Origin of the sequence: Corynebacterium drakensteinense, assembly GCF_041224285.1 — a bacterium.
Lineage (GTDB): Bacteria > Actinomycetota > Actinomycetes > Mycobacteriales > Mycobacteriaceae > Corynebacterium.
Genome location: NZ_JAXOFP010000010.1, coordinates 76882 through 90804, shown reverse-complemented (window position 1 = coordinate 90804; position 13923 = coordinate 76882). Strand labels below are relative to the sequence as shown.

11 protein-coding genes are annotated in these 13923 nt (G+C 57.3%); 5 read left to right on the top strand and 6 right to left on the bottom strand.

Annotated features, from left to right (window positions below; genetic code table 11):
- Positions 1-66 precede the first annotated feature (66 nt).
- The 4 genes from U1140_RS07295 to U1140_RS07280 are packed head-to-tail and all read right to left on the bottom strand — an operon-like array spanning position 67 to position 5184.
- Complete coding sequence (locus U1140_RS07295) at positions 67-1416, bottom strand: glycosyltransferase family 87 protein (RefSeq protein ID WP_369846875.1); 1350 nt, start codon at positions 1414-1416, stop codon at positions 67-69.
- Positions 1409-3250: a dihydroxy-acid dehydratase gene (gene ilvD, locus U1140_RS07290; RefSeq protein WP_369846873.1), complete on the bottom strand. Its 1842-nt coding sequence runs from the start codon at positions 3248-3250 to the stop codon at positions 1409-1411. Before ilvD ends, U1140_RS07295 begins: the two co-directional genes overlap by 8 nt.
- Positions 3251-3919 (bottom strand): PH domain-containing protein, encoded by a 669-nt coding sequence (locus U1140_RS07285; RefSeq protein ID WP_369846871.1) that lies wholly within the window; start codon positions 3917-3919, stop codon positions 3251-3253.
- 32 nt (positions 3920-3951) lie between these two features.
- Positions 3952-5184: a mechanosensitive ion channel family protein gene (locus tag U1140_RS07280; RefSeq protein WP_369846869.1), complete on the bottom strand. Its 1233-nt coding sequence runs from the start codon at positions 5182-5184 to the stop codon at positions 3952-3954.
- 300 nt (positions 5185-5484) lie between these two features.
- Between U1140_RS07280 and U1140_RS07275 the strand changes: the two genes are divergently transcribed.
- The 5 genes from U1140_RS07275 (at position 5485) to serA (ending at position 11839) form a co-directional block, all read left to right on the top strand.
- On the top strand, positions 5485-7401 hold the full coding sequence (locus tag U1140_RS07275; RefSeq protein ID WP_369846868.1) for an acetolactate synthase large subunit: 1917 nt from the start codon (positions 5485-5487) through the stop codon (positions 7399-7401).
- Positions 7402-7403: 2 nt separating this feature from the next.
- Entirely contained in the window at positions 7404-7919 is a 516-nt protein-coding gene (gene ilvN, locus U1140_RS07270) for an acetolactate synthase small subunit (protein ID WP_369846867.1), read from the top strand.
- Positions 7920-8117: 198 nt separating this feature from the next.
- A complete protein-coding gene (ilvC, locus tag U1140_RS07265; protein WP_369846866.1) occupies positions 8118-9131 on the top strand; it encodes a ketol-acid reductoisomerase in 1014 nt (337 codons plus the stop codon).
- Positions 9118-10053, top strand: coding sequence for a hypothetical protein (locus U1140_RS07260; RefSeq protein ID WP_369846865.1), 936 nt, complete (start codon positions 9118-9120; stop codon positions 10051-10053). The genes ilvC and U1140_RS07260 overlap by 14 nt, the downstream gene beginning before the upstream one ends.
- A gap of 205 nt (positions 10054-10258) precedes the next feature.
- The gene (gene serA, locus U1140_RS07255) at positions 10259-11839 is read left to right on the top strand and encodes a phosphoglycerate dehydrogenase (protein ID WP_369846864.1); all 1581 of its coding nucleotides are present in this window, start codon (positions 10259-10261) and stop codon (positions 11837-11839) included.
- Positions 11840-11903: 64 nt separating this feature from the next.
- On the opposite strand, the gene U1140_RS07250 is transcribed toward serA, so the two are convergent.
- Both U1140_RS07250 and U1140_RS07245 read right to left on the bottom strand, forming a co-directional pair.
- Positions 11904-13112, bottom strand: coding sequence for an aminotransferase class I/II-fold pyridoxal phosphate-dependent enzyme (locus U1140_RS07250; RefSeq protein WP_369846863.1), 1209 nt, complete (start codon positions 13110-13112; stop codon positions 11904-11906).
- Complete coding sequence (locus U1140_RS07245) at positions 13109-13885, bottom strand: 6-carboxyhexanoate--CoA ligase (RefSeq protein WP_369846861.1); 777 nt, start codon at positions 13883-13885, stop codon at positions 13109-13111. Before U1140_RS07245 ends, U1140_RS07250 begins: the two co-directional genes overlap by 4 nt.
- Positions 13886-13923: the final 38 nt, after the last annotated feature.

Below are 13923 nucleotides of genomic sequence, written 5' to 3'. Positions count from 1 at the left end.
CTAGCCGACCTAGACCTAGTGCGACTTCGTCAGTCAGTCAGCCAGTCAGTCAGTGCGCTGCCAAGTTTAGGCAGCGTCTGCAGCTGCCACTGTGCTTGTCGACGAAGATGCCGCCGCCTGCGACGCCTGCCCCTGCCGTCGGCACGCTAATGCGATAACGACTAACGTCGCTACGCTTAACCACACGAAATCGCTGATGAAGAACTTCGGCCAAAAACTTAATGCGTGCACTTCGATGGCATCGCCGTACCACCATTTTGGTGGCTGTTCGAGAAAGACCAGCACTGCACTCCACAAACCGACGAGGACGGTCAGCCCGTAATCGCGGGTGGTGAGTGCACGCCAGGTCCAGACTGGCATCGCGATCGCCAGCCATACCCAGTGATGCGACCATGAGACAGGCGAGATCAGCAGCATCACCAAGGCATTGATCAGCCAGGCATCGACAAGGTAGCCGCGCCTTAGCAGCTGCACCATAATCCAACCACCGGCGATGATGGTTGCCACGACGAGCACAGCCCAGATCACTGTCACGAGTGTGGAAGCATCATCAAGGGCTTGTTCGTTGGTGAACCAACGTTGGATCATTCCGCGCCACGAACTGTTTGATTGGTACGAGGTGTTCACCCCGAAATCGCCGCCGGACCCCATGCCCAGCAGGCGAGCGCCATAAAATTCCCAGGTGGCGTCGAATCGCACCAAAGCGGCCAGCAGAGTGGCGATGGTAGCGGAGACACCGGCGGTGACCAGTGCACGGAAATCCTTGCGCAACAAGAAATACAGCAACATCGCCAGCGGGGTCAGCTTGATCGCGGCCGCGATGCCAATGAGCCATCCCTGGGGAAGTCTGCGTTTGCGTGGCACCAGATCGAGCACCACGAGAGCCATGACAATCATGTTGATTTGGGCGAAACTGTGATTGAGTTCTACTGGCTCGCTAATCAAGGCGAAAGCCCAAGAGACCGCAGCTGCCGGTAGTGCCCAGCGCTGCGCACCAGGCTCGTTAAGCAACCAACGCCATACCAGCCACAAGCAGAGCAGCAGTAATGCGTTAGAAATGGCGATAATGATGCGACCAGCCAAGGTGTCGTCGATGCCAGGGATCAGGTTAAGCGGCGACATGAACAGTGCGCCAAACGGCGGATAAATAAATGGCAGCGCGAGATCACCGGCGAACATCGGCTCGGAGTACATTTCGCGGCCATGCAAGAATGCGTCGATGCCTTGGCGGTAGATCACCATGTCGACGGGTGCTGCGGTTTTGTTCAGTCGGTACAGCGTTGCCGCCAGCCCCGCGAGCAGTCCGATGATGCTGATGAGCGGGGCACTGTGATGCCGCAGCGCGGCCAGGGCCGAGTCCGCTCGGTAATCCTGGCCGCGCTGTTGTTGCTGCGCTCGGCTATCTGCGTTAATCAACCTGACGCACAGCCCCTTTATCGGCGCTGGTGGCCATCTTGGCATAAGCCCGCAAGGCCTTGGTCACGGTGCGCTTGCGTTCGGTTGGGTGCCATGGCTTTTCGCGGCTTTCCATTTCTTGGCGACGGCGCTCGATTTCTTCGTCGTCGAGCTCCAAAGTCAGGCTCCGATCCTTGACGGAAATGCGAATGGTGTCGCCGTTTTTGATCAACCCGATAAGGCCACCGGCTGCGGCTTCTGGGGAGATATGGCCAATGGACAAACCAGAGGTACCGCCGGAGAAACGACCATCGGTAATCAGCGCGCACTTCTTGCCCAAGCCGGCGCCTTTCAAAAACGACGTTGGGTGCAGCATTTCCTGCATACCAGGGCCACCGGCAGGGCCTTCGTAACGAATAACCACTACCTCACCCGGCTGCACTTCGCGCTTCAAAATTGAGCTCACCGCAGCTTCCTGCGATTCCAAAACGCGGGCCGGGCCGCTAAACTCCCAGAGATTTTCGTCCACACCTGCAGTCTTGAGCACCGCGCCGTCAGGCGAGAGGTTGCCGCGCAAGACCACCAAACCGCCGTCGGCAGAGTGGGCATGCATGACGTCGTGAATACAGCCGTTTTCGCTGTCGGTATCAAGTGTTTCCCATCGGTTGGAGCTAGAAAACGGCTCCGTGGTGCGCACCCCGCCGGGAGCAGCGTAGAAAAGGTCTTCAGCGTCGTTAATCGCTTTACCCCCGCGGATATCCCAGTCATTGAGCCAGCCGTCGAGCGTGTCGTATTGCACGGTGTGCACGCCCTCGTTCAGTAAACCGCCGCGTCGGAGTTCGCCCAGGATCGCAGGGATGCCGCCGGCGCGGTGGACATCTTCGACGTGATAGATACCGTTCGGTGCCACCTTGGACAGGCACGGTACTTGGTGCGAGATTTCTTCGATATCGTGCAAGTCGAAATCGACCTCGCCTTCTTGTGCAGCAGCCAAGGTGTGCAAGATCGTGTTGGTGGACCCACCCATGGCCATGTCCAGTGCCATCGCGTTGCGGAAAGCTTCTTTCGTGGCGACGTTGCGGGGCAGGACGGATTCATCTTCGTTGCCGTAGTAGCGTTCGCACATATCGACAATGAGCTCACCGGCCTTGCGGAACAAACCTTCGCGGGCTTGGTGGGTTGCCAGTGTGGTTCCATTGCCCGGTAAGGACAATCCAAGGGCCTCGGTCAGGCAGTTCATGGAGTTGGCGGTAAACATTCCAGAACAGGAGCCACAAGTTGGGCAGGCGGATTCTTCGATCTTGGTCAGCTCATCGTCGCTAACCTTGTCGTTGGCCGATGCCGAAATCGCATCCACCAGGTCGGAGGAAGTCTGCGCTACACCGTCAACGACGACGGCTTTACCAGCTTCCATCGGGCCACCGGAAACGAAAACGGTTGGGATGTTCAGGCGCATCGCGGCATTGAGCATCCCCGGGGTGATTTTGTCACAGTTGGAAATGCAGACCATGGCGTCCACGGTGTGAGCATTGACCATGTACTCCACCGAATCCGAGATGATCTCGCGCGAAGGCAAAGAATATAGCATTCCCGAATGTCCCATTGCGATGCCATCGTCGACGGCAATCGTGTTGAATTCTTTGGGCACGCCACCGGCTTCGCGGACCTGCTCTGCGACGATATCGCCGACGTTTTTCAGGTGCACGTGGCCAGGGACAAATTGCGTATAGGAGTTGACAATGGCGACGATGGGCTTGCCGAATTCGTTGTCTCGGGTGCCTGTAGCACGCCACAGAGCGCGGGCACCTGCTGCGTTACGACCAACGGTTGTGACCTTAGAACGAAGAGGAAACACTTATTCGCCTTTCTCTTGGGAATTGTTGCGCTTGGCGGTGCGAGAATCGCGGTTGAGTTGGCTCCGCTGACTACGATTCTCTGCGCGGTTGTGCTGGTTGCGCACGCTAGGACGCTGCTGAGCGTGATCCTGCTCCACACGGCTTTGTGCTGCCGGGTGGGTTTCATAATGCTGGGCAGCAACGCCGTCGTATTTTTCGAATTCTTCGCGCGACATCATGATGCGCTGCCCATCACGGTGAGTGATCACCACTTTTTCGTCGGCGGCTTCCTTGCCCTCGGTAAGGACGTCGCGAATTCGGCCTTCCGAGGCTTTTTCTAACTCTGGCAGGGACTGAAAAGAGATGCCGGGCAAGTTGTGGCGCTTGCTATCGCGTGTACTGGCGAAAGCCCGGGAACGCTGAAAACCGATTCCCGCGAAATCGTCCCAGCCAACCTCGACTGCCGATTTAAAGGCATAAGTGATGTGGATGCCGGTTGCAGAAATGGTGGTTTTGGCACGCAGTACCCAATATATAAACGCCACCGGGAATATAAGCAGCCAGCCGAGGGCGAGTGGAGCCCACGCGATGCCCATGATCGCGATGCCGACGATGAGCACGGTAGCAACGAGGTGGGTGCGATCCGGGCGAAAACTTGTGCCCTGGGCAGGATTTTCTGCAACACTCATGGCGACCATGCTACGGGATCGCAGGCAAAACTCTAATTCGTTGATACCTTAAGCGTCGATTCTGTCGCCGGTGGCGCGAGCGGTCCGTGCACAAGCTCGCCGTCGATCTCGATGCTGGAACCCAAAATGCGCACCACCAACAAGGCGATAAACAACAGTGACAGCCCGGTGGTCGACGGTCGCAGGGTGCCGTTGAAAGAAAAGAGCTTGCCGACGAAGGTGCGCGGATCAAAGCGGCGATATTGTGCGGCATCCTGGGCCGTGAGCTCGGTGATCTCCTGGGTGTTTTCTTCTGGTGTGGGGGTTGCCAGCGAGAGGTCTACCCATGGGATGGTCTTATAGGCTCCGGATGTATCTGGGGTGTAATCAGGTTTTTCGCGGTGTGTGACCTCATCTTGCAGGTCGCCGTTAATGGTAGGAGCTGAGCCGTACTCACTCCAGAATTCGTCCAAGATCGCTAAACGGATTGCGCGTTCTACCATCCATTGCATCCCGGCTTCGGTGAGAATCATCGCCCGAATATTAACTGTCCACGGCATGCCGACGACGGCTGGGGGATTAATGCCTTTGCCGACTGCTGGGTGGATTTCGAGCTCTCCTTTAATCACTTCGGAGATTTCGGGGACCCGCAGGGCGCGTTGGGTGGCATTGTGGAATCGTTCCACAGCTTCCCAGGGTGATTTTACTTCGAGCAGCGGAACCGGCATAACGACGACAGCAGACGACCAATAGTGCGAGTGGTTGATGCACACGCGTGCGGTGGAGTTTGGGATGATGATGGTTTCTTCATTCAAGGTGCGAATGCGGGTAGCTCGCATCGTAACCTGAATGATCGTGCCTTCGACTTCGATGCCGTTGCCTGCAAACTTCACCCAGTCGCCGATGCCATATTGTTTTTCCGACAAGATAAAAAAGCCTGCCAGGAAATCGGCAATGATCGATTGTGCGCCTAAACCGACGGCAGCCGAGGCTGCGGTGGCGGGAATTGTCGCTCCGACAAGTGAGAAACCGAGCTGTTGCAAGAAGAAGACGAACAGCACGAAATAAGTGATCAACTGTCCGATGTAGATGGCAACACCGGCGACAGCGAGGGAAGACTTGGATTCGTCGTAATCGGTATACCGCGTGGAGCGGTGTTGCGACCAGCGGTGGGCAAGCCGGCCTGCCCGCGGAACCAGCAGCGCGGCGATGAACAGCAGCGCAAAATCTACGCCGCGTTCGATCATCCAGCGCCAGATCTGCTCCAGCACGAAATCTAGCGTCATGGCGCGTAATTGTAGACCGTGTAAAACCGGTCCGGTGAGCCGTCAAGGGTGAAATAGAGTTTTTTCACATCGTTGTGTAATGTATGTCTCGTGATCAACATTCGACTTCAAGTAGTAGTGCCCTAGGGGGCGTGTCCGAAGAGGACTCACTTGCAGCCGTATTAACGCACGCCTCCGACAGCACTCACCCACAGTGCTCAACGTCGGAGGCTTTTGTTGTGAGAGGACCGCAATAAAACACCGCAACTTTGCGCCCTCGCTGTGATCACCCGAGCGTGAAACGTAGAAAACATTGATGGAATGGAGACCCACAACGTGTCGGCCACAAACCAGCCCAGCCCGTCGGCAAGCGCTGCTGCCTCCGGTTCCCGCGGAGCAACTCGGCGGATGATCGGCGCAGAAGCCATCGTGCAGACCTTGGAAGATCTTGGTACAGAAATTGCCTTCGGTATTCCCGGAGGTGCGGTGCTTCCTTTATATGACGCTCTATATAACTCGCAGAAACTGCGTCACGTGCTGGCTCGCCATGAGCAGGGTGCAGGACATGCCGCAGAGGGCTATGCGCAGGCTTCCGGCAAAGTTGGCGTCATGATTGCTACCTCGGGGCCAGGCGCAACGAACCTGGTTACGCCCCTGGCGGATGCGATGTTGGACTCGGTTCCCGTGGTTGCGATTACTGGCCAGGTCGGATCAAAAATGTTGGGTACCGATGCTTTCCAAGAAGCCGATATCCGCGGTGTCACCATGCCGGTGACGAAGCATAACTTCATGGTTACTCACGTCGAGGACATCCCGGAAGCTATTGTTGCAGCCTTCCATTTGGCTTCGACGGGCCGTCCAGGCCCTGTCCTAGTGGATATTCCGAAGGACCTGCAGATCGCCGAACTAGACTATGTCTTTCCGACGACGGTGGATTTGCCAGGCTACAAACCGGTGACGAACCCACACCCGCGTCAGCTTTCTGCGGCCGCCGATATGATTGCGCAAGCCAATAAGCCGGTGCTGTACGTCGGTGGTGGCGTCATAAAGGCGGAGGCGCACCGGGAGCTGTTGGATTTCGCGGAGTACACCGGTATTCCCGTCGTGACCACGCTGATGGCGTTGGGTTCGTTCCCCGAATCGCATGAATTGCATATGGGTATGCCAGGCATGCATGGCTCGGTGCCTGCGGTTGCGGCGCTGCAGCGTGCGGATTTGCTGATTACCATTGGCGCGCGTTTCGACGATCGTGTGACCGGTGATACTGAATCTTTCGCCCCGGACGCCAAGGTCATCCATGCTGATATCGATCCCGCGGAAATCGGGAAGATCCGTGCCGTAGATGTTCCCATTGTTGGTGATGCGCGTGAGGTTTTGCTGGGGCTGCTGCGTGCTTTCCAGAACAACTCCTCGCGTGCGGTCGGTGATCTGGGCCCATGGCTGACCTACCTGCGGGGCATGCAGGAGCGCTTCCCGCGTGGTTATGACAAACAAGAAGACGGCTCTTTGTCGCCGCAGTTTGTTATCTCCGAGATTTCCAAGGCAGCCGGCCCGGATGCTGTGTACGTGGCAGGTGTGGGGCAGCATCAAATGTGGTCTGCGCAATTCGTGGATTTTGAAAAACCACGCACGTGGCTGAACTCGGGTGGATTGGGGACGATGGGCTATTCCGTTCCCGCCGCGATGGGGGCCAAAGCGGGCTGTCCGGACAAAGAAGTGTGGTCGATCGACGGCGATGGTTGCTTCCAGATGACCAACCAGGAGTTGACGACGTGTTTCATGGAGGGATTTCCCATCAAAGTAGCGTTGATCAACAACGGCAACTTGGGCATGGTGCGCCAGTGGCAGACCCTGTTTTTCGACCAGCACTATTCGAACACCAAACTGAAGCGCGAAAATAGCGAATATGTGCCGGATTTCGTCGGTCTTTCCGAGGCCATGGGGTGCTACGCGATCCGCGTGACCCGCGAAGAAGACGTCGCCCCAGCTATTGCGAAGGCCCGTGAGATCAACGATCGCCCGGTTGTGATTGATTTCGTCGTCGGGGAAGACGCCCAGGTGTGGCCGATGGTTTCGGCGGGTGCGTCGAACTCAGATATCCAGTACGCCAAGGATCTGCGACCGCTTTTCGACGAAGACAACTCCGCGGGTGAGTCTCCGGCTGAAATTCACGAAACCGTCCAAGAGCAACCAGAGCAGCCACAACCAGCACACGCCGCGAACAGCAAGGAGAAATAACCATGCCCGCATATGAGACCACCCGCCACACGCTCTCCGTTTTGGTCCAGGACGTCGACGGTATTGTCTCCCGCGTCGCGCAGTTGTTTACTCGCCGCGGCTATTCGTTGGTTTCGCTTGTATCGGGGCGCACCGAAAAACCGGGCATTAACCGATTGACGGTCGTCGTTGATGCAGATGACGTCGTCATTGAGCAGGTGACCAAGCAGCTCAACAAGCTGATCGAGGTGCTGAAGGTCGTGCGACTTGAAGACTCGCAGTCGATCGCGCGGCAGATCATGCTCGTCAAGGTCTCCGCTGATGCGTCGAATCGCCCGCAGGTGGTGGATGCTGCGAATATTTTCCGTGCCCGCATCGTCGACGTTGCGCAAGAATCCGTCGTCATTGAAGCCACGGGTACTTCCGGAAAACTGCGCGCATTGCTCGATGTTCTCGACCCGTTCGGTGTCCGCGAACTTGTCATGGGTGGACGAATCGCGCTGGCGCGCGGGCCAAAGACCATGGCTTTGGGTAAATAACGAGGTTCTGTAGGCAGTGGGGCAGGAGGCGATCGCCCAGTGGAACAGCACGTCGTAGGAAGCTGTCACCACGCGGAAACCTCATCACCCGCATAAATCTCACAGAGTGACCTGACCGTCCCATAATGTGATACATTGAGGTCGGGTTAGGTGTTTATTAACATCAATTCTAGATAAATCCGTCAGAAAGGATCTTTCATGGCTATTGAAACTTTTTACGAAAACGACGCGGACCTGTCGATCATCCAGGGTCGTAAGGTAGCCATCATTGGCTATGGTTCCCAGGGCCACGCACACGCACAGAACCTGCGTGATTCCGGCGTTGAGGTTGTCATCGGTCTGCGCGAGAATTCCAAGTCTCGCGCGAAGGCAGAAGAAGCCGGCTTCGAGGTTAAATCCAACGCTGAGGCTTCCGAGTGGGCAGACGTCATCATGCTGCTGGCTCCGGACACCGCACAGAAAGACCTGTACAACAACGAAATCGCCCCGAACCTCAAAGATGGCGATGCAGTGCTGTTTGGTCACGGTCTGAACATCCACTTCAAGCTGATTGAGCCAGCCGAGAACATCACCATCGGCATGGTTGCTCCGAAAGGCCCAGGCCACCTGGTTCGTCGCCAATTCGCTGACGGCAAGGGTGTTCCATGCCTGATCGCCATCGAGCAGGATCCGAAGAAGGAAGGTCACGACCTTTGTCTGTCCTATGCTTCGGCTATCGGTGGTGCCCGCGCCGGAGTTATCCCAACCACCTTCGAGGCAGAGACTGTCACCGACCTTTTCGGTGAGCAGGCAGTACTGTGCGGTGGTACCGAACAGCTGGTGAAGACCGGATTCGAGGTTCTGGTTGAGGCCGGCTACGAGCCAGAGATGGCGTACTTCGAATGCTTGCACGAGCTGAAGCTGATCGTGGATCTGCTCTTCGAAGGCGGCCTGACCAACATGAACTACTCGGTATCTGACACCGCTGAGTTCGGTGGTTACCTGTCTGGACCACGCGTGATTAACGACGAGACCAAGCAGCGCATGAAGGACATCCTGAGTGATATCCAAGACGGCACTTTCACCAAGCGCCTGATCGACAACGTCGAAAACGGCAACCAGGAGCTCGAGGGTCTGCGTAAAGAGACCAACGAGCACCAGATTGAAACCACTGGTGCTAAGCTCCGCGACCTGATGAGCTGGGTCAAAAACCCTCTCGATGCCACAGCGTAGCCTGCGCACTGCGGTAACGGCAGTTATCGCAGCAAGTGGTTTGGTGGTCTCCTCGTGTAGCTCGGTGCAACAAAACTTTGAATCGCGCCCTTTCGAGAAGACCACCTCTGCGGTTCCGACTGCGGTTAGTCAAGCTCGCTCGGAAAACCTGAACCGATTTGTCGATGATTCCTACCAAGATAGCGTGCAGGTCATTGCCGAAGATTTTGGTTTGCAGACCGTGCGGGAATTTTTTCCGCAATCACGCACACTGATCGTCGTTGAAAACCGTGATGGTGCCATCGCGCGTGGGGCCTCGATTGCCATTGCGCAATACGCTCCCGTCGTTATCTATGACCGCAGTATTCGCCGTGAGATCCGCGCTTTGATCGACGAATTACACGTCGAACGCGTGCTCACGGTGGGCAACGTTGCGATGGCGGAAGCTGCCGGTGATGTGCATGTCTTCAATGATCCTGGAACAGATCAGGCGTTAGCGGATTTCACTGCTCAAGAATTTGAGCAAATCGAAGTCACTGATCCGGGAAACCTCGTCCACGCGTTGTCACAATTAACCCCTGGTGGTGTGCAAGAAGTTGTTGCCACCTGGGACCCGTTGGAGACGCGGGAACATGACAAACTTCCAGCCGTCTACGCCCAATCCCGGCGGGATAAAGAAATGGCTCCGGTGATGGTGGCGACGGAAAACTCGCCGGCTATCTCTGTTGCTAACGCGACGGCATTCGGCGCGAAGGTCCGCATGATGCCAGACCCGGATCCGACGAAGAATTTCGAGTCGCTCGCCTTGGTGGCAGGCCTTGCCGACGGCCCGCTGATTGCTTTCGGGCGTGACTTCGGTACCTCGCGTGAGTTTTCGCATAATATCCGTGTCGCTGAGCTTTCTGCACAACGAGCAGAAGATACCGCGAAATCTCGGACGTAGATAGGTTTGCGTCGCTAGCTTAGATAGGTTCGCATCGTTTGCTGCTTACTGGTCGGAGCTGGTGCGAATTTAATCCCCGTTGAGCACGCAATACCGTGCGAACGGGGTTGTATAATGCAAACCACATCCTGACCCATAACTGAATCCACAATTTCATTCGATTTTCTTCGTCTACACGCAACCGCTCACATAGGAGAGTATTTCAGTGACCAAGCCGGTGGTTTTAATTGCAGATAAGCTAGCCCAATCCACGGTGGATGCCCTGGGCGACGCCGTCGAAGTTCGGTGGGTTGACGGCCCCAACCGCGAAGAATTGCTCGGTGCAGTCGGCGAGGCCAACGCCCTGCTGGTGCGTTCGGCAACCACCGTCGACAAGGAAGTGCTCGAGGCAGCACCTAACCTGAGCATCGTTGGCCGTGCCGGTGTTGGCCTGGACAACGTCGACATTGAAGCGGCTACCGAACGTGGTGTCATGGTGGCCAATGCTCCGACCTCGAACATTCACTCGGCGTGTGAGCAAGCTATCGCCCTGTTGATGGCCACTGCACGGCAAATTCCTGCCGCGGATAAAACTCTGCGCGATGGCGCATGGAAGCGTTCGTCGTTTAAGGGCGTAGAAATCTTCAACAAGACCATCGGCATCGTCGGATTTGGTCACATCGGTCAGCTTTTCGCGCAGCGCCTTGCTGCATTCGAAACCGAGATCATTGCCTATGACCCGTATGCCAACCCGGCTCGTGCTGCCCAGCTTGGTGTGGAACTCGTGGAACTGGATGAGCTGATGGCACGCGCAGATTTCGTGACCATCCACTTGCCGAAGACCAAAGAAACCGCCGGCATGTTCAACGCAGAGCTGTTGGCGAAGGCGAAGAAAGGCCAGATCATCATCAACGCCGCCCGCGGCGGCCTGGTCGACGAGGCAGCGCTGGCAGAATCCATTAAATCCGGTCACCACCGTGGCGCCGGTTTCGATGTTTATGAATCGGAACCATGCACGGATTCGCCATTGTTCGATTTGCCAGAAACCGTCGTCTCACCACACCTTGGCGCTTCGACGATCGAGGCACAGGACCGTGCTGGCACGGACGTTGCAGCGTCGGTGCTCAAAGCACTGCGCGGTGAGTTCGTTGCAGATGCCGTGAACGTATCCGGCGGCAAGGTCGACGAAGAAGTAGCGTTGTGGCTGGAACTCTCCCGGAAATTGGGTGTTGCTGCCTCCCGCTTCTTGGATGGTGCCCCGGTTTCTCTGGAGGTCACCGGCCTCGGCGAACTTTCCACTGAAAAGCTGGATGTGCTGGGACTTTCCGCCGTTCGTGGTTTGTTTAGTGGCGTCACCGATGAGGCAATTACTTTCGTGAACGCACCGCAGGTTGCCGAGCAACGCGGCCTCGAGATCAATGTTTCCAGCCAAAGTGAATCGCCATATCACCGCTCTTCGTTGGAAGTGAAGGTCGTCGGTTCCAACGGCGAATCCGCCACCGTTGTCGGTGCGTTGACTGGCACTGAACGCATCGAAAAGATCGTGCGCATCAACGGCCGTGGTGTCGATATGCGTGCCGAGGGCCGCAACCTGTTCTTCCAGTACACCGATGTCCCAGGCGCACTGGGCGTGGTCGGTACCGAACTGGGTAACGCCGGCATCAACATTGAGGCGGCTGCGCTGACCCAGGCGGCCAAGGGCGACGGTGCAATCTTGATTCTGCGCGTGGAAGCTGAAGTTCCAGCGGAGCTTGAAAACAAGATTGCCGAAAAGCTCTCGGCAGAGTCGTTCCAGCTGGTTTTCTAGTGCGTAACGACCGCCGAGCGCCCCAGCGCTAGCGTGCTAGCAACAGCCTAGATTCGTTTTGCTGCTATGAGGTCTTGGGTGGATTCCACCCGAGGCCTCGTATTGTTTTGCCGAATTCTGCGATATCAGCGACATCGAGGCTCGCCATCGCGGTGGTGCGCAAAATTGCCTGCCCGCGCGCGACCGTCGGATAGCGGATCGCGGGCACATGAAACCCCTTCTCTGCAAGGCCGGAAGCAAGTTCCATCGCCGCAGATTCCGCACCGACCGCAAACGGGATGATCGGCGAATACTGGCCTGCCACCGTGCCCGCCCCGGCGCCTTCTACGCCGTATCCAGAAGCCGCGCGCAACGCTGCGACGCGCTCGTGCAAACGAACCACTGGGTGAGCATCATCGAGGGGGCGCTGCACGATCTCCAACGCGGCGGAAATCGCCGCGCAGTTCGCCGCACTGCACGCTGTCGAATACACGTATCCGCGCGCTTGGTTGCGTAGCATGTGTGCAACCGGCGCAGAACACGCGATGAAGCCGCCTTCCGCGCCCAACGCTTTGCTTGCCGTGCCCACCAAGATGTCTGGGCGTGCGTCGTAAAGCTCACTCGCACCGACCCCGTGCTTGCCCACAGTCCCGACTCCGTGGGCATCGTCAACCAGCAACCAGGCACCGTGGTGATCGCAAAGCTCACGCAGGACCCGCAGATCAGCGATATCGCCGTCCATGGAAAAGACCCCGTCACTAACGACGAGTTTGTGCTCGCTGCGGCAGCTAGCCAATTCCTGCTCTAGGCGCGCGTAATCCAGGTGCGGGAAAATTACCTTTGCAGCACCGGACGCATTCGCGAGCCGGATCCCGTCGATCAAGCTGGCATGGTTCAAAGAATCGGAAAAAATCGTGAGGTTTTCGCTCGCCAGCGTTTGCAAAATGGAGATATTGGCTTGGTAGCCGGTGCCAAACAATACCGCCTGTTCGAAGCCCACGAATTCGGCAAAACGCTTTTCGACGTGCCGGTGCCAGCTCGTCGAACCCGTCGTCAGGCGTGATCCGCCTGAGCCCGTACCGAATTCTTCGAGTGCGTCGCGCGCGGCCGCGATCACCTCTGGGTGGGTGGATAAACCGAGATAGTTGGATGATGACAACAACACCCGGGGTTTTGGCACTCCGTGCAGGTGTGCGCGCGGATTTTGTGGCCCCGTAAATTCTGCCGGGTGCCGTAGAAGGCCTTGTTTTTCCCACTGTGCGATGCGCGCAGACGCGAGCTCGTCGAGTTTCACCCCACGATCACCGCCTGGTTTTCTAGGTATGCGGAAATTTCTGCAATGGCGTGTTCATCGCTGCGTTCGATCACAATCACGCGGGTGCCTTGTTTGGTGCCCGCGTCTTTCATGTTGTCAATGCGGTAGTACTTGCCGGTGACGCAGGCATAGCCGGTGGTGTAGTCAGGATCATCCGAAATACAGAGTTCGGCGAGTACGTGTGGGCAGGAAGCAACTTTTGCGGCGAGCACGCGTGCTTCTTGGACATAATTTTTCGCCGGGCTGGGAGCTAGCTGGTCGGTCTCGTCTGCGTTGATAGGGAACATGCTTGTTGGGCGCGTGCTTGTCAGGCTCGCAATTGAATCGCGGTGATCCATCGTGCTGGCGCGTACCCCGCGTTCTGGATCAGGTTCGACGCGCTGCCCGCTGGCGGCGTCGACAAGCATCGCACCACGCATGCCGGTGACGGTTGCCAGGTAATTCCAGATTCGCTCACCGTGCGGGGTGATCTCGCTGAGCAGGTCAGTGACTAACTTGTGCGCTTGTGCGGGAGATTCGCAGGGCAGCTGTCCGACGGCCAACTCCGGCAAGTACTTGATGTCGTCGACGGCAAGCGCAGTTGAGGTGACCACGATCGAATCCGGCTGCCCTTTCGGGTGCTGGAGTGCGCGGTGGTGCAGCTGTTGGCTGACCTGGCCGACATAACGGGCTGGAACGATGCGCTCGGCTCCGGAAATATGGGAACCGTTACGGCTGGCGCGCATTTTGATCGAGTACATGGGCTCCGGCATATGTGTAGTCTAAATCATCTCTATCGTCTTCGCTGTGA